The sequence below is a fragment of the Achromobacter sp. MFA1 R4 genome, from assembly GCF_900156745.1.
Taxonomy (GTDB): Bacteria; Pseudomonadota; Gammaproteobacteria; order Burkholderiales; family Burkholderiaceae_B; genus Achromobacter.
In genome coordinates this window covers 1,155,068-1,180,071 of the sequence record NZ_LT707065.1, presented here as the reverse complement: position 1 = coordinate 1,180,071, position 25,004 = coordinate 1,155,068, and the positions used below count along the sequence as shown (strand labels likewise).

Below are 25,004 nucleotides of genomic sequence, written 5' to 3'. Positions count from 1 at the left end.
GTCAGGTCTCCTGCTTTTTCAGCAACAGCGCCGAGGCGCCCAGGATGACCGGAATGGCGATCAAGAGGGGCCAGAACGAGGCCTGCAGGTCGTGCCAGCCCAGCGCCTTGCTGAACACGCCGCGGCTGATGGTGAGCATGTGGGTGGCGGGATAGACCTGCCCGATCAGCCGGCCGCCGCCCTCCAGCGAGGTCACCGGGTTGAGCAGGCCGGCGAATTGCACCGCCGGCACCAGCGTGCCGATCATCGTGAAGAAGAGCGCCGCGATCTGGCTGCGCGTGAACGTCGAGGCCAGCAGGCCGATGGCGGTGGCCACCACGTTGTAGATCAGCGCCGCCAGCAGCAAGGTGGCGAAGCTGCCGGTGATCGGCACGCCGAACAGCGTGACGGCCAGCAGCGCCATCAGCAGGAAGTTCAACATCGCCAGCGCCACATACGGCGCCTGCTTGCCCAGCAGGAATTCCAGCCGCGTCACCGGCGTGACGTAGAGATTGATGATCGAGCCCAGCTCCTTTTCGCGCACCACCGCCAGCGCGGTCAGCATCGCCGGCATCATCAGCAGCAGCAAGGGAATCACGGCGGGCACCATGGCGGGCAGGCTGCGCACGTCCGGGTTGTAGCGGAAACGGGTCTCCACGCTGACGGCAGGCTGCGCGCGGGCGCCCAGCCGCTCGCGCGCCTGCTGCGCCAGCCAGCCCTGGTGCATGCCCAGCACGTAGCCGCGGATGGTTTCGGCGCGCTGCGGCATGGCGCCGTCGATCCACACGCCGATCTGGACGTCCTTGCCGCGCGTCACGTCGCGGGCGAAGCCCTGCGGAATTTCGATCGCCAGCGACAGCTCGCCGCTGCGCATGCGCGCGTCCAGTTCCGCATATTCGGCGATGGGGGGCCGTTCGATGAAGTAGCGCGACCCGGACAGGTTCAGGCTGTAGTTCTGGCTCAGCCCGGTCTGGTCGCGGTCCATGACCGCGTAGCGCAGGTCTTCGACGTCCAGGCTGATGCCGTAGCCCATCACGAACATCAGCAGCAGCGAGCCCATCAGCGCCAGCGTGGCGCGCACGGGGTCGCGCCGCAGCTCCAGCGACTCGCGCCACATGTAGCTGAACGCGCGATGCAGGCTGAAGCGACGACGCGGCGGTTCGGCGGGCGGGGGCGCATTTTCCGGCGGAAGCGCCGCGCCCTCGGCCTCGCCGGCGGCGGTTCCGGCGCCGGCGTCGATCAGATAGGCGATGAACGCATCTTCCAGCGTCCTGGCGCCGCGCAGCCGCGTGATCTCATCGGGCGAGGCGCTCACCAGGACCTTGCCCGCATGCATCAGCGAAATGCGGTCGCAGCGCTGCGCCTCGTTCATGAAGTGCGTGGATATGAAGATCGTGACGTGGTCCTTGCGGGCCAGCTCGATCAACAGGCGCCAGAAGCCATCGCGCGCCACCGGGTCCACGCCGGAGGTCGGTTCGTCCAGGATCAGCAGTTCGGGCTTGTGCACCATGGCCACCGCGAGCGACAGCCGCTGGCGCACGCCCATGGGCAGGTTCTGCGGCAGCGCGTCCAGCACGTCGCCCAGGCCGAAGCGTTCGACCATTTCGTGCACGCGCGCCGGGATGTCGGCCTCGGGCACGTGGAACAGCCGGGCGTGCAGCACCAGGTTCTGCCGCACCGTCAGTTCGCCATACAACGAAAAGGACTGCGACATGTAGCCCACGCGGCGGCGGGTATCGAGGTTGCGCGGATCGACCTGCTGCCCGAACAGCCAGGCCTGGCCGTCGCTGGCGGGCAGCAGTCCGGTCAGCATTTTCATGGTGGTCGACTTGCCGCAGCCGTTGGAGCCCAGGAACCCGAATATCTCGCCGCGCCGGATCCGGAAATTGACGTGGTCCACGGCGACGAAGTCGCCGAAGCGCATGGTCAGGTCGCGCGCCTCGATGGCGATCCCGGCGTGCTCGTCCAGGGCCAGCGGCACGATCTCGACCGGCTGGTGGCCGCGCCGCTTTTCCTCGGGCAGCAGCGCGATGAAGGCGGCCTCCAGCGTCTGCGCGCCGGTGCGGTCCTGGAGCGCGCCGGGCGTGCCGGTCGCCAGCACGCGGCCTTCGTCCATGGCGATCAGCCAGTCAAAGCGCTGGGCCTCGTCCATGTAGGCCGTCGCCACGATGACGCTCATGCCGCTGCGTTCGCGCCGGATCTCGCCGATGAGGTCCCAGAACTGCGCCCGCGCCAGCGGGTCGACGCCGGTGGTGGGCTCGTCCAGGATGAGCAGGTCGGGGTCGTGGATCAGCGCGCAGCACAGGCCGAGCTTCTGCTTCATTCCGCCCGACAACTTGCCCGCGGGGCGGGACAGAAAGGCGGACAGGCCGGTGCTCTGGGTCAGGCTGTCGATGCGCCGCCGCCGTTCGGCCTCGTCGTGGCCGAACAGGCGGCCGAAGAACTGCAGGTTTTCTTCCACCGACAGGGTGGGATAGAGATTCTTGCCCAGCCCTTGCGGCATATAGGCGATGCGCGGGCAGACGGCTTCGCGATGGCGGCGGCTGGCCATGTCGCCGCCCAGGACCTCGACCTTGCCCTGCTGCACCGCCCGGGCGCCCGCCACCAGCGCGAGCAGGCTGGACTTGCCCACGCCGTCCGGACCGATCAGTCCCACCATGCGCCCGGCGGGGATGTCCAGCGTGATGCCGTCCAGCGCGCGCGTCTTGCCGTAGCGCAGGCCGACATCGGTCAGCGTGACGACGGGCGGGGCGCTTGCGGCCATCAGGGCACCCGGACTTCAAGGTTGGCGGGCCAGCGGGCGTCCGGATCCAGCTTGAGCCAAGCCACGCCGGGCAGGCCGGTCTTGACCTGCGTGGGGTGCCGCCGCAGCAGCTCGGGACTGATCTGCGCCTTGACGCGGAACATCAGTTTCTGGCGCTCGCTCGCGGTTTCCACGGTCTTGGGCGTGAACTGCGCGATGCTGGCGACGAACGACACCTTGGCGGGAATGACGTACTCGGGCGCGGCGTCCAGGATGATGCGCACGTCCTGGCCCAGCGCGACGCGGCCGGCGGCCTGTTCGGGCAGGAAGAAGGTCATGTAGACGTCGGCCAGGTCGACCATGTTCAGGACTTTGCCGCCCGCGCCCAGCACTTCGCCCGGCTGGGCCACGCGGTATTGGACGCGGCCGGCGCGCGGGGCGCGCAGTTCGCCGTCGGCGATGTCGGCATCGATGCGCGCCACGGTGGCCTGCGCGGCGGCGATGGCCGATTGCGCGCCCACCTGCGCGGCCCGCGCCGCGTCGATGGCCGCGGCGGCGGCCGTGACCTGCGCGCGCGCGGCATTGACCGCCGCCTGCATGCTGCGCACGCGCGCGCGGTCATCGTCCAGTTCCTGGATCGACGAGGCGCCTTCCTTGGACAGCGTCTCGGAGCGGGCCAGCCGCCGGCGCGCCGCGTCCAGCTCGCTCTCGCGCTGCACCACCACCGCCTCGGCCGCGCGCTTGTCGCTCTCGCGCTGCGCCACCTGGGCCGCGGCGCTGGCCGCGCCGTTGACCGCCTGCTGATGCTGCGCGCGCGCCTCTTCGCGCTGCGCCTGCAGCGTGTCGATCTGCATGCGCGCCAGCGGCTGGCCCGGCGAGACGAAGTCGCCCTCGGTGACCAGCACCTCCTGCACACGGCCCGCCAGCTTGGTGGCGACGTCGATCTCGGTGGCTTCGATCCGGCCGTTGCCGCTGATGAAGGCCGCGCCCGGACCGGTGTCCGCCAGCATGCGCCAGCCGTAATAGCCGGCGGCCGCGAGGACCGCGAGGGCAATCAGGGGGATCAGTTTTCGGGTGGGTAGCGGCATCTGGGCGTGTCCTTGATCTTGTCTGCCAATCAGCGTTGGGCGGTGCCCGGGCCGGGCGTTGCAGCGGCCAGCGAGCCCCCGCCCAGCGCGGCATACAGGCCGACGCGGCTGGACAGGAGCGCGCGGCGCGTCTCGACGAGCTGTTGCTGCGCGGCCAGCAGGTCGCGCTTGGCGTCCAGCACCTCCAGGTAGGGCGAGGCGCCGTGGTCGTAGCGCAATTGCGCCAGGCGGGTGCGTTCGGCCTGGGCGGCCACGGTGGCGCGCAGCACGTCCACCTGTTCGGCCAGCCAGCGGCGCGAGGACAGGGCGTCGGACACGTCGCGGAAGGCGCTTTGGATGGTCTGCTCGTAGTTGGCCACGGCCAGGTCCCGCCGCGCCTCAGTCAGATCCAGCGACGATTGCCGGCGGCCGGCATCGAAGATGGGCAGGTTGATGCTGGGCGCGAAGTTCCAGGCGCGGCTGCCGCCCGCGAACAGTCCGTCCAGTTCGGCGCTGGCGGTGCCGAACGCGCCGGTCAGCGTGATGCTGGGCAGGAACGCGGCGCGGGCAGCGCCGATGTTGGCGTTGGCGGCCTTGAGCCGATGCTCGGCCGCAAGAATGTCGGGGCGGTTGGTCAGCAGGTCCGACGGCAGCCCGGCCGGCAGCTCGCGCATGACGGCCTCGTCATTGAGGCGCGCCGGGCCGGCGGGCAGGTCGAGCGGCGCGCCCACCAGCAGCTCCAGGGCGTGGGCCTGCGCGGCGCGCGTGCGTTCCAGCTCCGTGCCCAGCGCCTTGGCCTGCTGCCACAGCGTGTCCACTTGCGTGAGGTCCAGCTTGGAGATGGCGCCTTCTTCAAAGCGCCGGCGGAAGATGCGCAGCGACTCCGCGCGCGATGCGATGGTCTCCTGCGTGAGTTCCAGCCGCTCGTCCAGTTCGCGCAGCGTCAGGTAGCTGTCGGCGACCTGGGCGATCAGGCTCAGCGTGGCAGCCTGCGCCGCGGCCTCGGTGGACAGATAGTTCTCCAGCGCCGCATCGCTCAGGCTGCGCACGCGGCCCCAGAAGTCCAGTTCCCAGGTCGCCATGCCCAGGCCCGCCTGGTACTGGCTGGAGATCTGCGGCTGGCCCGTCAGGTTCAGGTCCGCCGGCACGCGTGCCCGCGAGCCCTGCGCCTGCACGCCAACCGAGGGGAACTGGTCCGAGCGCTGGATGCCGTACAGCGCGCGCGCTTCTTCCACCCGCAGCAACGCCGCGCGCAGGTCGCGGCTGTTGTCCAGCGCGGTGGCGATCAGGCGCTGCAGCGCGGGGTCGGTGAAGTAGCGCTGCCAGGCAATGCGGGCGGCGGGATCTTGGGGCGAGGGGGAGGGGGAGTCGGCGGGGGCCGGATGGCCAGCCTCTGGATGGCCGGCCCCCGGAACGCCGGCCGCCGGTAGGTCGGCCCCCGGTAGGCCGGCCCCCGGATGGCCGGCCCCCGGATACTCCGCCGGAACGGGGAGCGCGGGGCGCTGGTAATCGGGGGCGAGCGAGACGCAGCCGGCCGCCAGCAGCAGCGCCAGGGCGGCGGGAGCCAGGCGGGCGGTGATCTTGGCGGCGGACACGGGAGCTTTCATGCGGCGGTTCTCCGGCTCGACGGCCGGGGGCGTGGCGCGGGCGGCAGGCTGGTGGCGTGCCGCGCGGTCGGCCCCGGCGCCAGGGCATGCGCCTATTTTGCCCAGCGTGCCTCGATCGTTCATTGATCCGGGTCAAGGTAACGACTGACCGGTCGGTATGTAATCGCCTCATCTCGAACACGGAGCCACCAAGATGGACAGGCAGCGCAGTCGTCTTCCGCCGTCGGTGCGGGTCGACCAGATCGTCGACGCCGCGCTGCGGGCGTTTTCGCAGGCAGGCTATGCCGGGGCGCGCATGGACGACATCGCGCGCGGCGCAGGCCTGTCCAAGGGCGGGCTGTACGCCCATTTCACAAGCAAGGAAGCCGTCTTCGAGGCGCTGCTCGAGCGCCACCTCGCGCCTGCGCCGCTCGATGTCGACGCGATCGTCAGCGACGCGGATTCCGTGCAGGCGCTGGCCGAACGCATCGCCGATCATCTGCACGACCGCCTCGCCAATCCCGCCATGATCAGCACGCTGCGCCTCTTGCTCGCCGAAAGCGGCAGGGTGCCGCACCTGGCGGCCCGCTGGCGCCACGAAACGGCCGCCACGCATTTCGCCGATCTGGGCCGCCTGCTGGCGCTGGCGCGCGAGCGGGGGCTGTGCCGCGACAGCGTGGCGCTGCGCCAGCCGTGGCTGCTGCTGGCGCCGGTGGTGCATACCGTCGTCCTGGCCGCGCTGGCCGACCCGGACGAGCCCGTCCGCCTGCAGGACCGCCGCGAGGCGCACGTGGCCATGATGGTCGAACTGCTGGACCCGGCCGCCAGATCCCCGTGCGCCGCACGCGGTTCTTGACGCCGCGCGGCGCTTGGTGTCCCATCCGAACGGTGCGCTCGCGCCAATCGCAGCGATCCTTAAGCGGAGACCCTTTGCCGACATCGGTCTTGATGGAACGCGTATCGTCGTGGCGGTATCTGCCTGTGGCCCTGGCGCTGGTGCTGCCGGTGCTGGCCTGCGTGGCCTGGACCGGATGGCACGCCCGCAACGCCGAGCGCCAGGAAGCCGAGTCGGCCGCGCGCATCGTGCGGGTCCAGGCCCAGCACATCCTGGGACAGGCCTGGGAAATGCTCGACAGAGTGGCCGCGCTGACGGCCCTGCCATGCGAGCAGGCGCTGCCCGACCTGCGGCGCTGGGGCATGCTCAATCCCTACTTCCGGTCGCTCTTTCTGGTGCGCGGCGACCGGGTCTACTGCTCGTCGGCGGTGGGCCAGACCGATTATCCGTTGTCGGGATTTCGCAGATGGTCGGTCGACACGCCGCCGGACCAATGGCTGGTGACCGTGTCCGGCACGCCCCTCGCGCCCGAACGGCCCGCCATCCTGCTGGGGCGGCCGGGCGTCGACGGGCACAGCGGCGTGGTCGTGGTGGACGGGCGCCATCTTCAGGACCTGCTCGGTGCCGTCGCCACGCTGCGCGATTACCGGATCGAGCTGATCGTGGGCGAGGGCGCCGCGTCGATACACAGCGATTCCAAGGGGTCTGCCGCGACGCACGGCCAACTGGTGCATGGCGAGACCACGCTCTACGACGGGCGCGCCGCCGTGACCATCCGCGTCAAGGCGCCGCCCGAGGCCGTCGTCCTGGCCTGGCAGCAGCTCATGCTCACCTACCTCCCCTTCGCGGTGCTGATCGGCGTCTGCCTGGCCGTCGCCGCCCACCGGCTGCAGACCAACCGTCAGTCCATCAAGGAAAAGTTGCGGCGCGCCATCCTGGCCGACGAATTCCGGGTGCATTACCAGCCCGTGTACAGCCATGTGTCGGGCCAGTGCAGCGGCGTCGAGGCGCTGATGCGCTGGCATCGGCCCGGGCAGGGCGACGTGCGGCCTGACCTGTTCATTGCCGCGGCCGAGGCGCAAGGCATGATCGTCCCGCTGACGCGCCACCTGTTCGCGCTGATCGAGCGCGACATGGGCGGCTGGGCCACGCCGCCCGGGTTTCACGTCGGCGTCAACATCGCCGCCGAGCACTTGTCCAGTCCCGCCCTGGCGTCCGACGTCGAGCGCTTCGCGGCGGGAATCGCGGCGCGCCAGCCCGTCGTGGTGCTTGAAATCACCGAACGCAGCCTGATCGCCGACGACGGCCAGGCTCGGCGCAACATCGACGCCCTGCGCGCGCGCGGGGTGCGCGTGGCCATCGACGACTTCGGCACGGGGCACTGCTCGCTTTCCTATCTGCAACGATTTCCCGTCGACTACCTGAAGATCGACAAGGGCTTTGTGCAGGCCATCGAGCCTGACGGGCAAGAGGCGCCGGTGCTGGACGCCATCATCGCCCTGGCGCATAGGCTGGGCCTGTCCGTGCTGGCCGAAGGCGTCGAAGCCGATTATCAGTTCGACTACCTGGCGCGGCGCGACGTGACGTTCATCCAGGGCTATCTGTTCGCGCGGCCCATGCCGTCCGAGCAGTTCGTGCGCTGGTATGCCGACCACCCCTTGCCCCGCGGGGCGCGGCGCGAATCAGGTCGCCTTGGCGTCGGCTGAGGATTTGGCGAAGAACAGGTCGGTGATGGCCTGGCTGTCCATGGGCTCGCCGTTGATGGCACGCATCAGCAGTTCGGCGCCCAGCAACTGCACCGAAAACACCAGATCGGGCTGCACGCGGCGGATCTTCTCCAGATGCTTGCTGGTGTTCACCAGGGCGACGGTCTTGGCGCCGTGCGGACCGGTGGCTTCCTTGGCGGCCAGCACGATGAAGGCGTTCTCGGCATCGTCGTCGCGCAGCGCCAGCACATAACGCGCCCGCCCCACGCCCGCCACGTGCAGCACGTCGACGCTGGAGGGATCGCCCTCGATCAGGTCGGTGGACACGGGGTAGTCGTGCGCCATGCCGGTCGGCACGATGACGGTGACTTCTTCGTTGCGGTGGCGCAGACCCTGATAGACGCTGAGCGCCAGGGGCGTGGCGCCGGCGATGATGATGTGGTTCTTTCTCATGGCGGAGGAAAACCTGCCTTTGACGAGCCGTTTCAGGTTGCCGCCGATCACCGGCCCGGCGATCGCGCTGACGGACGTGGCGAACACGGTAATGCCGAGGATGATAATCGACGCGGTGAACAGGCGCGCCGTGCCGCTGTGGGGCGTGATGTCGCCATAGCCCACGGTCGACATGGATACGATCGAAAAGTAAAGCGCGGTGCCCGCGTCCAGGATGGGGGGATTGAATTCATTGCCCAGGTACAGCGTGCCGAATACCGCGTAGATCATCAGCGACAGCACGCTCACCAGCGCGAACAGCGAGCCCGCGGTCACGCTGGCGCGATCGAAGCGCCGCCAATAGACCACCAGCGCGATCACGAGAATCAGGGTGTAGAGCCCCAGGCCCGCGCGGCCGCCATCGCCCAGGATGGAGAAGGTGCCCACGCCGATCAGCAGCACCAGCGAGAACGCCCACGCGATGCGCGCTTTCAGGATCAGCCCCAGCGCAATGACCTGCAGGCCGACGCCGAGCACCAGCCGTGGAATTTCCAGCAGCCCAACCACGCGCATGATCTCGTGCCAGTTGTCCAGCGCGAGCCAGAACGAATATTCGCGCGCACGGACTTCGCGCAGCACGGGATGCATGAAGGCATATCCGTCCAGCGCCACCAGGATGGCGAGGCACCAGTTGGGCGGAAACAGCGCCAGTATCTTGCGGAAGCGATGGCGCAGGGAAGGCTTGGGCAGAGGCATCGAAGGCACGTTCTTCCTATATCAATATGGTATGGAAGACTATCAACAAAGAATTACTGGAAACGCGTCCAAGGTCCTAAACTTTCCTCATCACGCGGCTATCCGGAAGGAACGCCGCTGATATGGCAGTAACGCCCGCCAGCAGCCAGGGTGGGCGCATTGCCAGGCTTTGATCACGTTGCAGCCTGCGCAGGGACTAGAGACCCGGCGCAGGTCCACGGTCGGACCGTGCGTGAGTAGTATGAGGCACGAATGTTGGAATCGCGTGATCCAGGTAGAAGGCATCGGTGCCGGCCGATGACTCCAGGCTCACGTGTTGTTTTAGCGCGGCGTCTTACCCTTCGGGGGCAGCGCCGCGTTTTTTTCGCCTGTCGGCCTTGCGCCGGCCGGCGTCTAGACGGACGCGCTCGCGTCCGCTTCTTCGCTGCGCCAGGCCTGCTGGCCTTCCGCGCGGCCGCTGTCGCCCGTCACCCGGTAGTCCAGATCCAGCGTGATGTCGGCGGCAAACATGTAGCCCCATCCATGGACCGCGCGTATCGGCAGCGTCATCTGATTGGCCGCGGCCTTGCGGCGCAGCCGGCTGATCATCACATCCACGAAGCGGCGCCGCGTGATGCCGCTGTCGGCTTCGTCCGCCCCGTCGGCAAGGAATGCATCGCGGCTGATCTTGCGGTCGGGCGCCTTCACCAGCCGCGTCAGGAAATCGCGTTCCCCCGTCGTCAGTCCCAGCGTCCTGCCCTTCGGGCTGATGAGGGTCCAGCCCTTGTTGGCCAGCCGCCAGCCCGCCTGCTCGGGCTCTTCGGCGTGCGCGTCCGTCGCGGGATCCAGGCCGTCCAGGCCTACCGCGCGCCGCACCAGGGCCTGCAGGACCGCCGCCAGTTCCAGTCCCGTGACATCCGGCGGCAGGCACGCGTCGGCGCCGCAGAGCAGGGTGCGGATACGGCTTTCGGCGTCGGCGAATTCGGCGATGGCGACGATGCCCAGGCTGCGGTCGATGGCGCGCAGCCGCACGGCGGCGTTGTGCACATCGGGGAGGGGAGCTTCCAGGACCACCAGGGGGCTGGGCTGGCGGGAGTACCTGTCGTAGACATCCACGAGATCGTGGCAGCGGCGGACGTTGAATCCCAGGTGGGATAGGGATTCGACCAGTCTGGCATGCCTGGCGTTGTCATTGCCAAGAAAAATGACATCCAGCGTGTTGTTCATTGATGCTTCCAATGAGGCGGCGCGGCAGGGCGCTGGCGCCGGAAAAGCCGGGCGCCTGGCAGAGCCATGCCGTTGCCGGCCGTTGTGGGCGCTTTCCCTCATGGAGTCACGCCTGTGTTTCATTTAAACACGGGCGTGTTTTTTTGTGAAGATACGTTTCTATGGTTTCGGACGGTAACAGTCCTTGCGCTCGAAAGTCGGGTCATTCCATTGAAACGCCGTTTGATTCGGGCTTTGCATCAACAATTTATTATGTATTACCGATACATTATTTTCTCTTTTGTCAGCAGACTTGCCCATAAACTTGCGCGGCTTTTTTTCGCGCGCCGTTGGGGCGGCGGGCTCAGCGGTCCAGTAGCCGCGGCGGGGATGGGGATCCTTCGCAAGCGGTTGATAGATATGGACTTTGCGGGCTTCTAGGCAGAGCAAAAGGCTGGCGCGCGGGCCAGGTCTTGCACGGCCGGCGGGGGGCATGCGGCGATTTATGGATTAGCCCGGAAAATGGGGTCTAATCCATATGTTTGGCCGTGGAATTGAAATGCTTTAATCAAATAAAACCATGCAAATTAATGTCTCGGGTTGATCGATTGGACACGTTTAGCCATCGTCTGCGCAACGCAAGAATGCTTCAGGGATGGACTCAAAAAGACTTGGCGGTCGCGAGCAACCTGTCGCAAAGCGCCATCGGCAACTACGAAAGCGGGCAGCGCCTGCAGCCTTCCAGCGATGCGCTCATCAAGCTGACGCGCGCGCTGCGCGTCAGTGCCCTGTGGCTCAGCACCGGCGAAGGCCCGATGCTCGACGCGCCGACCGGCCACGTCCTGCCGGACAGCATTGCGGACGGCATCGGGGAGATTCCCGATCCGCCCGCCTGGCCCTTCGAAACCGTTTCCTACTCCGCCTACTCGCGCCTCAGCCGGCAGGAAAGGCGGCAGATCGAACTGGTGCTGGCCGCCTACATCAAGGCACGCGGCGAATAGTCCCCATCGGTTGGGCGGGGACCGGTGGCCGCCGCGCGGCGTCGGCCGCGGGAGACGTCCCCGCGCCCTTGGCGTCGGTGCGCAGCCGGCTGCGCAGGCGTTCCACGGGATCGGCAATCAGGTAGTTCAGCACGGCGGACACGCCGATGCAGCCCGTGATCGCCATCGCGGCGAACAGCATCGGCTGGTGTTCCTGGACGTCGTGCATGAGCCAACTGAACGCCATGATGACCAGCATGTGGCAGATGTAGAGCGGATAGCTCAATTCGCCGATCGCCTTGTCCAGCCGGTGCCGCGACTGGAACAGGAAGGCCAGCGGCAGCAGCGCGGCAAACAGCAGGACGGCCAGGCCATCGCGCACGGTGGGATGGATGCCGATCGAAAAATGCGCCAGGACATAGAGGAAGAGGATGCCCGTGCCCAACTCGGGCAGCCGCTTCACGCGCTGCGTCCACGCCTTCATGCGCGGCAGCACCACCTGATGCGACAGCGAGCCGATCAGGAACAGCGCCAGTTCGGTGGGGAAAAAGCGGTAGGTCCAGGGATCGGAGCGGCCCACGCCGGTCGCGATCAGCACGGCGCGCAGCGCCAGCGAGGCCGCCAGCAGCATCAGCAGCCGGCGCGGCGAGCGCAGGATGAAGGGCGCAACCAGGTAGAAGCTCATTTCCACGCCCAGCGTCCAGGCTTGCGGCACGAGCAGGCCCTTGTAGAGCGGGACATCGCTGTTGGCGAAGCTGCCTGTGAAGGCCAGCGCGGAGTCCCGGATCCCGAAGAACATCAGCCAGTCCTGGCCGAAGATGAAGAGGTTGGAGAGGAACAGGAAGACTTCGGCGCTGAAGGGCAGCGATTCGTAGAGACGGAAGAATGAGCCGCCGCTTACGATGTGAGCCGTCAGCGTCAAGGCCGCCACCGCCAGATAGATGGGAAACAGCCGCAGGAACCGGTTCGCGTAGAACTTGCCGGTGGCGCCCTGGTAATTGTCCGTCGCCGTCAGCACATACGAAATCAGGAAGCCGGAAATCACATAGAAAAGCTGCACGGCCAGCCGGCCGCCGACAAGCTGGTCGGCATAGCCGCCGCCCAGGTGGTCCAGCACTACCGACAGCGCCAGTAACGTTCTCAAGAAACCCATCGCGCATCTCCCCGGTCGATATTGTTCTCAGGCCCGATGGGCCGGACACTGCGCTTGCGGTGGTCGCTTGTTCCGCTCCTCTTTCCCTGTATTTCTGTTCGGCCGGAGACCACGACTGTCGTTGATTCTGCGCGCCGTCGCCAGCGCCCGCCATGCGGCATTCGATGCAAGACGCCCGATCATCGGAGCTAGAACCGGGGGCCTGCGGTGCATCTTTTGGATACGGCTGTAGGGCGGAGAAAAATCGCCCGCGCGGCCCAGGCCGGTTACAGTACGGCGGTACGAACCTTTTGGAGTCCCGCCCATGCCCACCCTCCTGTCCACGCCCAACAGGCTGCTCTGCCTGGGGCTGTTGACCGCGGCGCTGGCCGGTTGCGCCGGCACCACCGGCGGCGCGCGTCCCGAAGGCGCCGCGGCCGCCAGCGCAGCCAGCAGCGCGGATTCGCTGGCGCAGACAAGCTGGGAACTGGTCCGTTGGACGCAGGCCGGCGGTGCGTTGCGCGACATCCCGCACGGCGACAACGGCGAACCCATCCGGCTCACGTTCCTGGCGCAAGGCAAGCAATACCACGTCAACGGCTTTTCCGGCTGCAACCGCTATACCGGCACGTACAAGCTGGAACGCAACAAGCTCTTCATCGACGCGCCGGCCTCCACGCGCATGGCCTGCGTGCCGCCCGACCGCGCGAAGCTCGAAGCCGATTATCTGCGGGGCCTGCGCGCCATCGATACCTTCACGCTGGATAGCGGCGGGGCGCCCCGGCATCTGACGTTCAATCTGCGCGGCGGCGATGTGCTGGAATTCGAGCGCCGCCAGGATCCGCCGACGCCCTGAGCCCCGGCGCCGCACCTCGTACCGGAAGACTTGCATGCGCATTTCCGTCCTCCTGCGCCGCCTGGCGTCCTGCCTGCTGTGCGCGGGCCTCGCCGCCTGCGCTTCGCCGCCGATGCGCGCGGCCGACGGGCAGGATCCCCGTTTCCAGCCGACCTCGGCCTCCGACATCCTGGTGCAGACGCGCTGGGATCTGGCGCGCTGGTCGCGGCCGGGCGGCGCCTTGCGTCCCGTGCCGCATCCGTCGTCGACCACGCGCCCCATCACCGCGGAATTCATCCACGAACAGGGCGCGCCCCGGATGATGGGCTTTGCCGGCTGCAACGCGTACAGCGCGCCGTACACGCTTGCCAACGGACTGCTGATCGTGCGTGCCAGTCCCGTCGCCACGCGCAAGGCCTGCGCACCGCAGGCCATGGCGCTCGAACAGGACTTCCTGGCGGCGCTCACCCGCATCACGGCCTCGTCGTTCGACAACGCCAACAATCCGCAGCGCATGACGTGGAAGCTCAGCACGGGCGACACGCTGGATTTCGGGCGCCGCGCCGACCCGATCGCCGGCGGCCAGCGCGGGCCGACCAAGCTCGTCTACGTGGATGCCGAGCGCGTGCCGTGCGACACGGGCGCGGGCCGCGCCATGTGCTATCGGGTGCGGGACAGCGCCGCCCAGCCCTGGCAGCCGTGGCACGGTGAAATCACAGGCTTCGACTTCCAGCCCGGCGTGCAATATCGCCTGCGCGTGGTCGAGGTCAACGACCCGGACCCGCCTCAGGGCGCGTCGTCGCTGCGCTGGGTGCTGGACGCCGTCATTGAGCAGCACGTCATCGAGCAGCACGTCATCGAGCAGCACGTCGTCGGCCGCTGAGCGCGGGCGCAGGGCGGGGCAATCCGTCCTGCGATTATCATTACGGGCTTTGCTGCCCGTACTCACTGCTTTGCCATGACTGCCGTCGTCAATATCGCCGCCTACAAATTCGTATCCCTGGATGCCTTGCCCGAATTGCGCGCCCGCCTGCTCGCCGAGGCCGGCGCCGCCGCGCTCAAGGGAACCATCCTGCTGGCCGAAGAAGGCATCAACCTGTTCCTCGCGGGCGCGGCGGACGGCATCGACGCCTTTCTGCAGGGCCTGCGCGCCGACGCGCGCTTCGCGGACCTGGAGGTCAAGTTCAGCCACAGCAACGGCGTGCCGTTCCGAAAACTGCTCGTCAAGATCAAGCGCGAGATCATCCGCATGGATCACCCCGCCATCCGGCCCGCCGCAGGGCGTGCGCCCGGCGTCGATGCGCATACGCTGGCGCGTTGGCTGGCGCAGGGCGTGGACGACGCGGGGCGTCCGGTCGTCATGCTGGACACGCGCAACGCCTTCGAGGTGGACGAGGGCACGTTCAAGAACGCCATCGACTGGCGCATCGAGCGCTTCACGCAATTCCCCGCCGCGGTGCAGGCGAACCGCGCGCAGCTCGAAGGCAAGACGGTGGTCAGCTTCTGCACGGGCGGCATCCGCTGCGAAAAGGCGGCCATCTACATGAACGAGGCCGGCATCGACAACGTCTACCAGCTCGATGGCGGCATCCTCAAGTACTTCGAGGAAACCGGCGGTCCGGGCTACGAGGGCAAGTGCTTCGTGTTCGATGAACGGGTCTCGCTGGACCCGGCGCTGGCGCCCAGCAACGGCTGAGCGGCCGGCGACCCGGCGGCCGGCGATCCGGCGCCGCAAAGAGAAGAGCCCGCTTCACGCGGGCTCGGTCTTTTCTGGTCTGCCGTGCCGGTCAGCGCACGCGCATGCCGGGCTTGGCGCCGGGGAACGGTTCCAGCACGTAGATGCCGGCGTCGACGGCTTCGTCCGCGTGGCTGGCGGCCAGCACCATGCCTTCGGACACGCCGAACTTCATTTTGCGCGGCGCCAGGTTGGCCACCATCACGGTCAGCTTGCCGATCAGGTCTTCCGGCTGGTAGGCCGACTTGATGCCCGAGAACACGTTGCGGTGGCGGCCTTCGCCCACGTCCAGCGTCAGGCGCAGCAGCTTGGTGGAGCCCTCGACGTGTTCGCAGTTGACGATCTGCGCGATGCGCAGGTCGACGCGCGCGAAGTCGTCGATGGAGATGGTCTCGGCCAGCGGCTCGCCGCCGGGCACCACCACGGGCGCGGCGGGCGGCTCGAACAGGTCTTCCAGCATCTGCGGCTCGACGCGCTGCATCAGATGCTTGAACGGCGCAACGCGCTGCGGCAGCACCGAGGCATCGGCCCAGGTGAAGGGCGCCTGCGCGCCAAAGAGCTCCAGCGCGACGCGTTCGGCCAGCGCCGGCAGCACCGGCGCCAGCATCACCGACAGGGCCTTGAAGCCAGCCAGCGAGCGCGAGCAGATGTCCTGCAGCGCGGCCTTCTGCGCGTCATCGGCGGTGGCCAGGCCCTTGGCCAGCACCCACGGCTGCGCGGTGTCGAACGCCTGGTTGATGCGGTCGGCGTAGGCCATGATTTCGCGGATGGCGCGGTTGTATTCGCGCGCCTCGAAGGCGGCGCGGATGGATTCGGCCTGTTCGGCGTATTCGGCGGACAGCGCATCGGTGTCGCCCGAATAGCCCAGCACGCCGTCGAAGTGCTTGGTGATGAAGCTGGCGGCGCGGCTGGCGATGTTGACGTACTTGCCGACCAGGTCGCTGTTCACGCGCGCGATGAAGTCCTCGGGATTGAAGTCCACGTCCTCGACGCGCGCGTTCAGCTTGGCGGCGATGTAGTAGCGCATCCATTCGGCGTTCATGCCGAGTTCCAGATAGCGCAGCGGCGAAATGCCGGTGCCGCGGCTCTTGGACATTTTTTCGCCGCTGACCGTGATGAAGCCGTGCACATTGACCGCGTCCGGCGTCTTGCGGCCGGCGAACTTCAGCATGGCGGGCCAGAACAGGGCGTGGAAGTACACGATGTCCTTGCCGATGAAGTGCACCTGTTCGGTGTCGCCATTGGGGTCGAGTAGGGCGTCGAAGTCCATGCCCTTGACCTCGCAGTACGACTTGAGCGAGGCCAGGTAGCCGACCGGCGCGTCCAGCCACACGTAGAAGTACTTGCCCGGCGCGTCCGGGATCTCGATGCCGAAATAGGGGGCGTCGCGGGAAATGTCCCAGTCGCCCAGCTTGGCCTCGCCATCTTCGGCGCCCAGCCATTCGCGCGTCTTGGCGAGCATTTCAGGCTGCAGGTGCTTGCCGCCGTGCTTGTTCGCGCCGGTGGTCCACTGCTGCAGGAATTCCACGCAGCGCGGATCGGACAGCTTGAAGAAGAAATGGTCGGACGACTTCAGGACGGGGGTGGCGCCGGTCAGCGCCGAGTACGGATTGATCAGCTCGGTGGGCGCATAGACCGCGCCGCAGACCTCGCAGGAATCGCCGTACTGGTCCTTGGCGTGGCACTTGGGGCATTCGCCCTTGATGTAGCGGTCGGCCAGGAACATGCCCTTGACCGGATCGTAGAACTGCTCGATGGAGCGCGTTTCGATCAGGTCCTGGGCCTTCAGCGCGCGGTAGATGTCGTGCGACAGCGCGACGTTTTCGGCCGAGTCCGTGGAGTGCCAGTGATCGAAGCGGATGTGGAAACCGTTCAGGTACTGCGGACGCTCGGCGGCGTAACGCGCCACCAGCGCCTGCGGCGTGATGCCTTCCTTTTCGGCCTTCAGCATGATGGGCGCGCCGTGCGCGTCATCCGCACCCACGAAGTGCACCGTGTGGCCCGCCATTCGCATCGAACGAACCCAGATGTCGGCCTGGATGTATTCCATGATGTGGCCGATGTGGAAGGATCCGTTGGCGTAGGGCAGCGCAGTGGTGACAAAAAGGGTGCGAGACATGGTTGTCGACTGAGGTTGAGGGGAAAAGGGATTTGGCCGGCCATTTTAGGGCAAGCGCGCGCACCTGCCCGCGACGCGGCCCCGGAAAGCACACAACCCGCCTCTCGCGGCAAGGCGAATCAGGCGGGTTGAGGGGGAATGGGCCGGTGCGCGGGCTGCGGTTTGGCGCAACACGCAACGGCCTGCTTGCGCCGGATCTGGGCGCAAGGCAGTGAAAAAACGCCGTCAGCGGATTTCGCGGGCTTCGACGTCGATCACGTCGCCGCGCGGTTGCGTGGCGAACGGCGCGGTGGCGGACTGGAAGGGGCCCGGGCGGGCGCCCTGGCGCTGGCTCCAATAGGCGCGAACGCCAAAGGGCTTGCCGCGCACCTTGGCGACCACGTACAGGATCGCCACGGCGACTGCCGTGGAAAGCATGAACACCAGCGCCATCGCCATGCCGATCAAGGCCAGGGCGGCGAATAGGACGGCACGAAAGAAGCGGATAAGTGTGTTGGTCATGAATGTCGGATGCAAAACGCAGCGAAAGGTTCCCGTGTATCCGCTATCCTTTAGGGGATGGCGGCCCGCAGACGCCGCGCTGCCTACGGAACCATAGTGACATGAGTATAACGATAGAAAACATCCGCGCCGCACTGCGCGCCGCGCACGACCCGAATACCGGTTTGGATTTAGGCGTTTCTGTAAAAGATCGTGACATTCAAATGGCTGGCGGGCGCGTGGCGGTGACCCTGGAGCTGGGCTATCCCGCCGACGCCGTGCGCGAGCAGATCCGCGACATCGCCGCGCGCGCGCTGGCGCAGGCCGGCGCGCCGGACGCGCAGGTCACCGTCACCTGGAAAGTCGCCGCGCATGCCGTGCAGAAGGGCCTGAAGCCGCTGCCCAATGTGCGCAACATTATTGCGGTTGCGTCGGGCAAGGGCGGCGTGGGCAAAAGCACCACGGCCGTGAATATTGCGCTGGCCCTGGCGGCCGAGGGTGCAAAGGTCGGCCTGCTGGACGCCGACATCTACGGTCCCAGCGTGCCGACGATGCTGGGCATTTCGGGCCGTCCCGAAAGCCTGGACAACAAAAGCATGGAGCCCCTGACGGGCCACGGCCTGCAGGCCAACTCCATCGGCTTTCTGATCGACGCCGAATCGCCGGCGATCTGGCGCGGCCCGATGGTCACGCAGGCGCTGGAACAGTTGCTGCGCCAGACCAACTGGCGCGACCTGGATTACCTGATCGTCGACATGCCGCCGGGCACGGGCGACGTGGCCCTGACGCTGGCGCAGAAGGTGCCGGTCGTGGGCGCGGTCATCGTCACCACGCCGCAGGACGTCGCGCTGCTGGATGCGCGCAAGGGCCTGCGGATGTTCCAGAAGGTTGAAGTGCCGATCCTGGGCGTGGTCGAGAACATGGCCATCCACATCTGCTCGCAGTGCGGCCACGCCGAACACATCTTCGGCGAAGGCGGCGGTCAGCGCATGGCCGAGCAATACCAGACGCCGTGGCTGGGCAGCCTGCCCCTGACGCTGGCGATCCGCGAACAGACCGACGCCGGCACGCCGACGGTCGTGTCGGACGCGGGCAGCGAAGCCGCGTCGCTGTATCGCGCGATCGCAAGAAAGCTGGCCGCGGGCGTTGCGGCGCTTCCGCGCGACATGGCCGGAAAGTTCCCCTCCATCGTCGTCCAGCAACCGACCTGACACATGCGGTGGGCTGCCCGAGCCGTATTGGCAGGACTGTGCATGATGGCGGGCGAGGCGTTGGCCAAGCGCCCGGAAGTCATCGTCGACCCCGGGGGCGTGCCCCCGGCCGCGCTGCAGGCGATCACGCAGGCGGTCGATGCGATCGCGCGGCTGGCCGAAGACCAGGACGGCGGTGAAATCAACCGCCTGCGCCGGCGCGCGCGCGACGCGACGCTGGCGGCGCTGGCCACGCAAGGCTATTTTTCGCCCAAGGTTACGCTCGAAGCCGGCACCGACATCGGCGGGGAAACCTGGGACATCGCCATCGTGCCGGGCAAGCGCACGGTCGTCGAATCCGTCAGCCTGGAATTCTCCGGCCGCATTACGCGACCCGAGTACGCGCAGCGCGTGCAGACGCTGCGCGACGACTGGCGGCTGAAAAAAGGGCAGCCGTTCATCAACAGCGAATGGAACCGCGCCAAGGCCACGCTGCTCGATGACGTCACCACCCGCGATTTCCTGCTGGCGCGCATGACCTCGTCGCGCGCGGACATCGACGCGGACAACGCCGTCGCGCATCTGCACGTCGCCATCGACAGCGGGCCGCAGGTCCGCATGGGCGAACTGAACACGCAAGGCCTCAAGCGCGTCCCGGAAAAGCTGATCAACCGCTATGTCCGCTACAACGTGGGGGCGGCGTTCAACCAGGATCGGCTGGACCAGTGGCAGCAGGACCTGCAGTCCACGGCGTTCTTCCGCGGCGCGTTCGTGTCGCTGCAAGAGCCTGACCAGACCGTCCAGCCTACCGATCCCATTTCGGACCGCGCCCGCGGACCGGGAGCCGAAGACGCCGCCGCGGCCGCGCCGGCGGGCGACCCCACGGTGTCGGGCGGCCTGCCCCCGCCGCCGGCCCAGTTCGATTCGGACGGCGAGGTCACCCTGCCCGTGCAGGTGCGCGTGGTCGAAGCGCCGCCCAAGCGTTTTTCCGCGTCCATCGGCGTGGATGACGAGGCCGGCGTTCGGGTGGAATCCCTGTACCGTCAGAACGTGGTGTTCGGCCAGCCCGTCACGCTGGAAACCGGGTTCGGCGTGGATCGGCTGCGCCAGCGCGCCTTCATGGACATCCTGCTGCCCCCGAGCGAGCGCGGCTACCGCGATTCCTTCGGGATTCTGGCGGACCGTTCCGACATCCAGGGCCTGGAAGTCACCCGCTACGCGCTGGGCGCCACGCGCACCCAGGAGCGCAAGGGGGCGGGCAACAGCCGCGTCGAATACGAAACGCGCTACGGCGTGCTGCTGGCGCAGGACCACGTCAAGATCGATGGCGGCGACAGCTACACGCTGCCCACCGTGACCACCACGGCGGAATGGCTGCGGCGCGATGTGGACAACAAATACGATCCGCGCGAAGGCAACCTGATTTCGGTGGGCGGCGGCGTCGGTGTCACGCTGGACACGGGCGAGCCCTACACGCGCCTGCGGCTGCGTGGCCAGAAATGGTGGCCGATCGGCAAGCTGGACGTGCTGACGATCCGCGCCGAAGCGGGCCGCGTGTGGTCCAACGGCGATGTGCAGGTGCCCGACGACTTCGGCTTTCGGACGGGCGGCGCGCGTTCCATCCGCGGCTACCGTTACCAGAGCATCGGCGTGCATCGCGACAACGCCGTCGTGGGCGCGCCCACGCTGCTCGTGGGCAGCATCGAATACGACCACTACTTCGATGAACGCTGGGGCATGGGCGTCTTCGTGGACGCGGGTGATGCGGCCGAATCCTTCGGCGACATGTCGATGAACGTGGGCTATGGCGTCGGCGCCCGCGTGCGCACGCCCGCCGGGCCGCTGTTCCTTGACCTGGCCTACGGTCAGCGCCAGCGCGACCTGCGACTGCATTTCTCGCTGGGGATCGCATTTTGACGTTCTTGCGTAAATTCCTGCGTCAGGTGCTGGTCTGGTGGTTGCCCGGCCTGGCCATGCTGGCGGCGTTGGCGGCCGGATTCATTTTCTGGCTGGTCGCGTCGCAGAACGGCACGCGCCTGTTGCTGACCACCGCCGCGCAGCAGCTCGACGGTCAGGCGCTGGACGTGAACGGCTCCATCCTGCGCGGCGTGACCGTGGGCCGGCTGGAACTGGTGGCCGGGGGCGCGCATGTCGACATCGCCGACCTGAACCTGGTGGTGCGCTGGCGCGCGCTGGGGGATCGCCTGCTGCACGTGCGCAACCTGTCGGCCGGATCGGTCCGCGTGGCCATGACCTCGCCGCCGCAGGCGCCGCCCGCCGAAGACGGCGACGAACCCTTCACCATGCCGGAACTGCCGGTGACCATCGCCGTGGACCGGCTGGCGCTGGGCGACTTCCAGTTCATCCAGGACGGCCAGCCGCTGCCGGTGACGCTGAACGACCTGAGCGCCACCTTGGCCGCCGGCAGGCAGGGCGCCCAGTTGCGCATCGCCAGCCTGCGCGTCGGACACGAGGTGGGCGAGGCCGACGTGACCGGCCAGGCCGACCTGCAGGCCCTGGCGGACCCCTGGCCCTTTGCCGCGCGCCTGGACGTGACGGCGCGTGGCGCGGGACCCGAGTCGCCGCTGTGCCAGGCCGACCGGCTGAGCGGCGTGTTCGGCCCGGCCAAGGGGCCGGGCGATGCCGCCGCGGGCGCCAAGCCGCCATCCGGACAGAAACCCGGCCAGAAACCCGGCCCCGCCGCCGCGCCGATGGGGCCGCCCGCGCCCGCCTGCCTGGTGGTGCTGCGGGCCGACGCGGCGGGATCGCTCGACGGCATCCAGGCCAAGGTCGACGGCACGGGCTCCAACCTGATGCTCGACGTGGTCGCCGACCTGGCGCCGCGCACGGCGCTGGTGCTGCGCAGCGCCCGGGCGCGCGCGCAGTTGCCGGACAAATCGACGCTGGCCGCGCAGTTCGACCTGCAGGCCGGCGATGCGCCGGGCCGTGACCGCATCGTTGGGTCGCTCGACGCCCAGCGGCTGGATCTGGCGCCCTGGGCGGGCGACGCGCTGCCGCCCGCGCTGCTGACCGTGCGCGCCGACGTGCAGGCCGAGATCGAAAACCTGAGCGCGCTGCGCCATGCCGCCTTCAACCTGCGCTTTGAAGAGGGCAGCCGCTGGAACCGGCAGCCCCTGAGCGGGGACCTGAAGGCCCAGGTGGACGTGGCCGCGGCCCCGCCCGCCGGCACGGCCGCGCCGGGCCCGGCCGAGGCGCCGCTGGCGGGCCTGCGTATCCATGGCCTGGACGTGGACCTGCGGCTGGGCCGCAACCGGGTCCGGGCGACGGGCGAACTGGGCGCGTCGGACGGCGCGATCACCCTGGACGCCCAGGCGCCGCAACTGGATGCCTTCTGGCCCGGCCTGCCTGGCGGGGCGGACGTCAAAGCCCGCCTCGACGGCGCGATGGCGGCCCATCGCGGCGAGATCACCGCCAGTTACACCCCGCCCAACCCCCGCCCGGGCATCGTCGGGCGGTCGCGCGCGCAGGCCAGTCTCGCCTTCGCGGGCGGCTGGGGCAGGGGCCCGGCAGGCCAGCCCGACGCGGCGCTGGTGGGCTGGCGCGGCACGTTTTCCCGGCTGGCCGCCGATACGGCCGGATTCACGGTGTCGCTGGACCGGCCGGTCACGCTGTCTTTCCTTCCTTCGGCCGTGGCGCCGCAGTGGCAATGGCAGGTCGGCCAGACCGCGATAAGCCTGGCGCTGCCCGGCAAGGAGCGCCTGACCGTGGCGCACCAGGGCTCGCGCGGCGGCGGCAAGCGTTGGGAAACCGCGGGGCAGTCGGACAACCTGGTCATTACCGCCGCCATGGCGCGCCAGGTGATCGGGGCGTTCGACCCCGAAGCGGCGGCCAAGCTGGGCCGCAACGCCGGCCGCGTGAATGCGATGGTGCCCGACGGCCAGCGCCGCATCGCGCTCGACCTGCTGTGGGACCTGAAATTTGACGGCCGGCTGGCGGGCAAGGCGCGCATCGCGCGCCGTTCGGGCGATCTGCTGATTCCGGGCGATCCGCCCATCCCGCTGGGCGTGAAGGCGCTGGTGCTCGATCTGACGGCCACGCCCACCTCGGCCAACGCCAGCCGGCTGGACGCGCGGCTCGACCTGTCCACGAACAAGATGGGTTCGATCAACGGCACCGGCACGGCGGTGTTGCTGGTCGACGCCCAGGGCGGCATGGCGCTCGATTCGCGCCAGCCGCTGCGGGCGCGGCTCAACGCGGACATCGCCGACCTGGCGTGGGTGGGCCTCTTCGTGGGCGACGCCATGGAGGTCGGCGGCGCGCTCAAGGCCAACATCGACGTCCAGGGCACGCTCGCCGGCCAGTGGGGCGCCACCGGCAATATCCGGGGCGACAAGCTGCGGCTGGTGCGCATCGACGACGGCGTGCGGCTGATCGACGGCACGCTCTCCGCGCGCCTGGACGGCCAGCGGCTGATCCTGGACAGCCTGCGCTTTCCGGCGTCGTTGCGCGTCATGCCGGCCGAATGGCGCACCAAGGAATGGATCACGACCAACCCGGGGGCGAAGGGCGGCTACGCCGAGGCCAAGGGAGACTGGAACATCATGGACGGCGGCGGGGCCATCAACCTGACGCTGTTCCGCTTCCCGGCCTTGCAGCGCTCGGACCGCTACGCCATGGTGTCCGGCACCGTGGAGGTGCGCGCGGCCATGCCGCGCCTGGAAATCGTCGGCAACCTGAGCGCCGACGCGGGGTGGTTCAGCCTGGAGATACTGCAGGGCGTGCCGACGCTGGATGACGACGTGCGCGTGATCCGCGCGGGCGACGACCCCAGCAAGGTCTCGACGCCGCTGCAGACCAGCATGGACCTGAAGTTCGACATGGGGCCGCGCTTCTACATCACCGGGATGGGGCTGGATGCCGGGCTGCTCGGCTCCATCCAGATCCGGCTCAACGAGGGCAGGCTGACGGGCTGGGGACAACTGCGCACCCGCGGCGGCGGCATCGAGGCCTATGGCCAGCGGCTGCGGCTGAGCCGGGGCACGCTGACCTTCCAGGGCCGCCTGGACAATCCCATCCTGGACATCGAGGCCCTGCGCACCGGCGAATTGGTCGAGGCGGGCGTGCGGGTGGTCGGCACCGCCCAGCGGCCGCGCATCGATCTGGTCTCCTACCCCGAGGTCAGCGACGTCGAAAAACTATCGTGGCTGCTGCTGGGCCGCGGCCCGGACGAAAGCGGCGGCGACGCGGCCCTGCTCGTGTCGATCGGCACCGCGCTGCTGGGCGGCGGGCAGCCGTTCTACAAGCAGTTCGGCCTGGACGACGTGGCCGTGCGCACCGGCAACATGGGCAGTTCGGGCAGCATCCTGCCCGACCGCACGGTGGCCGGCAACGTGAACCGTGACATCAACAGCGACCTGTCCACGCAATTCCTGGTGGCCAGCAAGAACTTCGCCAACGGCATCACGCTCAGCGTCGAGCAGGCCCTGTCCGGCAGCGACACCGTCGGGCGCGCCAGCTACCGGCTGGCGCGTGGTCTGTCCCTGGATTTGAAGGGCGGGTCGGTTAACGGGATCTCGCTGGTATACCGGACGCTGTTCGGCAATTGACCGGGCGCCCCGCTTGAGGCGGGACAAGCCGGTCCCGCCCCGGTCAGGGGCGGGCCGGCGCGCTCGGGATAAAATGGCGTCCATTCAAATCCCTAGCACCACACCCACCATGAGCATCAAAAGCGACCGCTGGATCCGCCGCCAGGCCGACGCCGGCATGATCGAACCCTTCGAACCGGGCCAGGTCCGTACAGCCAATGGCGGGCGCATCGTCAGCTACGGCACCAGCAGCTACGGCTACGACGTGCGCTGCGCCGACGAATTCAAGATCTTCACCAACATCAATTCCACCATCGTCGATCCCAAGAATTTCGACGAAGGCTCGTTCGTGGACTTCAAGGGCGACGTCTGCATCATCCCGCCCAATTCGTTCGCGCTGGCGCGCACCGTGGAGTACTTCCGCATTCCGCGCAGCGTCCTGACGGTCTGCCTGGGCAAGAGCACCTACGCGCGCTGCGGCATCATCGTCAACGTCACGCCGCTGGAACCCGAATGGGAAGGGCACGTCACGCTGGAGTTCTCCAACACCACGCCGCTGCCCGCCAAGATCTACGCGGGCGAAGGCTGCGCGCAGATGCTGTTCCTGGAAAGCGACGAGGTCTGCGAAACCTCGTACCGCGACCGCGGCGGCAAATACCAGGGCCAGCGCGGCGTCACGCTGCCGCGCACCTGATGCG

Annotated in this window: 18 protein-coding genes and 1 pseudogene; 11 read left to right on the top strand and 8 right to left on the bottom strand. The window is 68.3% G+C overall.

Translation table 11 applies throughout. The annotated features are described in order from the left end of the window. Window position 1 precedes the first annotated feature (1 nt). The 3 genes from rbbA to BXA00_RS05320 are packed head-to-tail and all read right to left on the bottom strand — an operon-like array spanning window position 2 to window position 5,396. The gene (rbbA, locus tag BXA00_RS05330) at window positions 2–2,743 is read right to left on the bottom strand and encodes a ribosome-associated ATPase/putative transporter RbbA (RefSeq protein WP_076516873.1); all 2,742 of its coding nucleotides are present in this window, start codon (window positions 2,741–2,743) and stop codon (window positions 2–4) included. Further along, window positions 2,743–3,810, bottom strand: a complete 1,068-nt coding sequence (locus BXA00_RS05325; protein WP_076516871.1) for an HlyD family secretion protein — start codon at window positions 3,808–3,810, stop codon at window positions 2,743–2,745. The genes rbbA and BXA00_RS05325 overlap by 1 nt, the downstream gene beginning before the upstream one ends. A gap of 29 nt (window positions 3,811–3,839) precedes the next feature. Then, window positions 3,840–5,396 carry an efflux transporter outer membrane subunit gene (locus tag BXA00_RS05320; protein WP_172805851.1) on the bottom strand — a complete coding sequence of 519 codons (1,557 nt, stop codon included), beginning with the start codon at window positions 5,394–5,396 and terminating at the stop codon, window positions 3,840–3,842. 193 nt (window positions 5,397–5,589) lie between these two features. Between BXA00_RS05320 and BXA00_RS05315 the strand changes: the two genes are divergently transcribed. Together BXA00_RS05315 and BXA00_RS05310 are read left to right on the top strand one after the other, a co-directional pair. Continuing rightward, on the top strand, window positions 5,590–6,231 hold the full coding sequence (locus BXA00_RS05315; RefSeq protein WP_076516870.1) for a TetR/AcrR family transcriptional regulator: 642 nt from the start codon (window positions 5,590–5,592) through the stop codon (window positions 6,229–6,231). A gap of 74 nt (window positions 6,232–6,305) precedes the next feature. Further along, window positions 6,306–7,916: an EAL domain-containing protein gene (locus tag BXA00_RS05310; RefSeq protein ID WP_369825599.1), complete on the top strand. Its 1,611-nt coding sequence runs from the start codon at window positions 6,306–6,308 to the stop codon at window positions 7,914–7,916. On the opposite strand, the gene kch is transcribed toward BXA00_RS05310, so the two are convergent. Beyond that, window positions 7,893–9,104: a voltage-gated potassium channel protein gene (gene kch / locus BXA00_RS05305; protein WP_076516867.1), complete on the bottom strand. Its 1,212-nt coding sequence runs from the start codon at window positions 9,102–9,104 to the stop codon at window positions 7,893–7,895. The two genes, BXA00_RS05310 and kch, sit on opposite strands and share 24 nt — an antisense overlap. 393 nt (window positions 9,105–9,497) lie before the next feature. After that, entirely contained in the window at window positions 9,498–10,310 is an 813-nt protein-coding gene (locus BXA00_RS05300) for a response regulator transcription factor (protein WP_076516865.1), read from the bottom strand. Between the two features lie 66 nt (window positions 10,311–10,376). Here BXA00_RS05300 and BXA00_RS28710 point away from each other — a divergent pair, with 66 nt between their 5' ends. Further along, complete coding sequence (locus BXA00_RS28710) at window positions 10,377–10,730, top strand: hypothetical protein (protein WP_156902740.1); 354 nt, start codon at window positions 10,377–10,379, stop codon at window positions 10,728–10,730. A gap of 149 nt (window positions 10,731–10,879) precedes the next feature. Further along, complete coding sequence (locus tag BXA00_RS05290) at window positions 10,880–11,290, top strand: helix-turn-helix domain-containing protein (protein WP_083714182.1); 411 nt, start codon at window positions 10,880–10,882, stop codon at window positions 11,288–11,290. Here the strand turns inward: BXA00_RS05290 and BXA00_RS05285 are convergent. After that, window positions 11,271–12,422 (bottom strand): acyltransferase, encoded by a 1,152-nt coding sequence (locus tag BXA00_RS05285; RefSeq protein WP_076516859.1) that lies wholly within the window; start codon window positions 12,420–12,422, stop codon window positions 11,271–11,273. The genes BXA00_RS05290 and BXA00_RS05285 overlap by 20 nt on opposite strands. A gap of 304 nt (window positions 12,423–12,726) precedes the next feature. Here BXA00_RS05285 and BXA00_RS05280 point away from each other — a divergent pair, with 304 nt between their 5' ends. The 3 genes from BXA00_RS05280 (at window position 12,727) to BXA00_RS05270 (ending at window position 14,932) form a co-directional block, all read left to right on the top strand. Next, a complete protein-coding gene (locus tag BXA00_RS05280; protein WP_076516857.1) occupies window positions 12,727–13,257 on the top strand; it encodes an META domain-containing protein in 531 nt (176 codons plus the stop codon). Window positions 13,258–13,291: 34 nt separating this feature from the next. Beyond that, a complete protein-coding gene (locus BXA00_RS05275) occupies window positions 13,292–14,119 on the top strand; it encodes an META and DUF4377 domain-containing protein (protein WP_076516855.1) in 828 nt (275 codons plus the stop codon). Between the two features lie 75 nt (window positions 14,120–14,194). Next, the gene (locus BXA00_RS05270; RefSeq protein WP_076516853.1) at window positions 14,195–14,932 is read left to right on the top strand and encodes a sulfurtransferase; all 738 of its coding nucleotides are present in this window, start codon (window positions 14,195–14,197) and stop codon (window positions 14,930–14,932) included. 91 nt (window positions 14,933–15,023) lie between these two features. On the opposite strand, the pseudogene metG reads toward BXA00_RS05270, so the two are convergent. Both metG and BXA00_RS05260 read right to left on the bottom strand, forming a co-directional pair. Continuing rightward, window positions 15,024–17,123, bottom strand: a pseudogene (gene metG, locus BXA00_RS05265) (methionine--tRNA ligase); the annotation flags it as partial. 192 nt (window positions 17,124–17,315) lie between these two features. Next, window positions 17,316–17,591 carry a hypothetical protein gene (locus BXA00_RS05260; RefSeq protein ID WP_076521804.1) on the bottom strand — a complete coding sequence of 92 codons (276 nt, stop codon included), beginning with the start codon at window positions 17,589–17,591 and terminating at the stop codon, window positions 17,316–17,318. Between the two features lie 101 nt (window positions 17,592–17,692). Between BXA00_RS05260 and apbC the strand changes: the two genes are divergently transcribed. The 4 genes from apbC (at window position 17,693) to dcd (ending at window position 25,000) form a co-directional block, all read left to right on the top strand. Further along, window positions 17,693–18,781, top strand: a complete 1,089-nt coding sequence (gene apbC / locus BXA00_RS05255; RefSeq protein WP_076516849.1) for an iron-sulfur cluster carrier protein ApbC — start codon at window positions 17,693–17,695, stop codon at window positions 18,779–18,781. Between the two features lie 3 nt (window positions 18,782–18,784). Beyond that, window positions 18,785–20,677 (top strand): BamA/TamA family outer membrane protein, encoded by a 1,893-nt coding sequence (locus tag BXA00_RS05250; RefSeq protein ID WP_076516847.1) that lies wholly within the window; start codon window positions 18,785–18,787, stop codon window positions 20,675–20,677. A 56-nt stretch (window positions 20,678–20,733) separates the two neighbouring features. Then, window positions 20,734–24,327, top strand: a complete 3,594-nt coding sequence (locus tag BXA00_RS05245) for a translocation/assembly module TamB domain-containing protein (protein ID WP_172805902.1) — start codon at window positions 20,734–20,736, stop codon at window positions 24,325–24,327. A 109-nt stretch (window positions 24,328–24,436) separates the two neighbouring features. Next, window positions 24,437–25,000, top strand: coding sequence for a dCTP deaminase (gene dcd / locus BXA00_RS05240; protein WP_076516843.1), 564 nt, complete (start codon window positions 24,437–24,439; stop codon window positions 24,998–25,000). The last annotated feature ends 4 nt before the right edge of the window (window positions 25,001–25,004 follow it).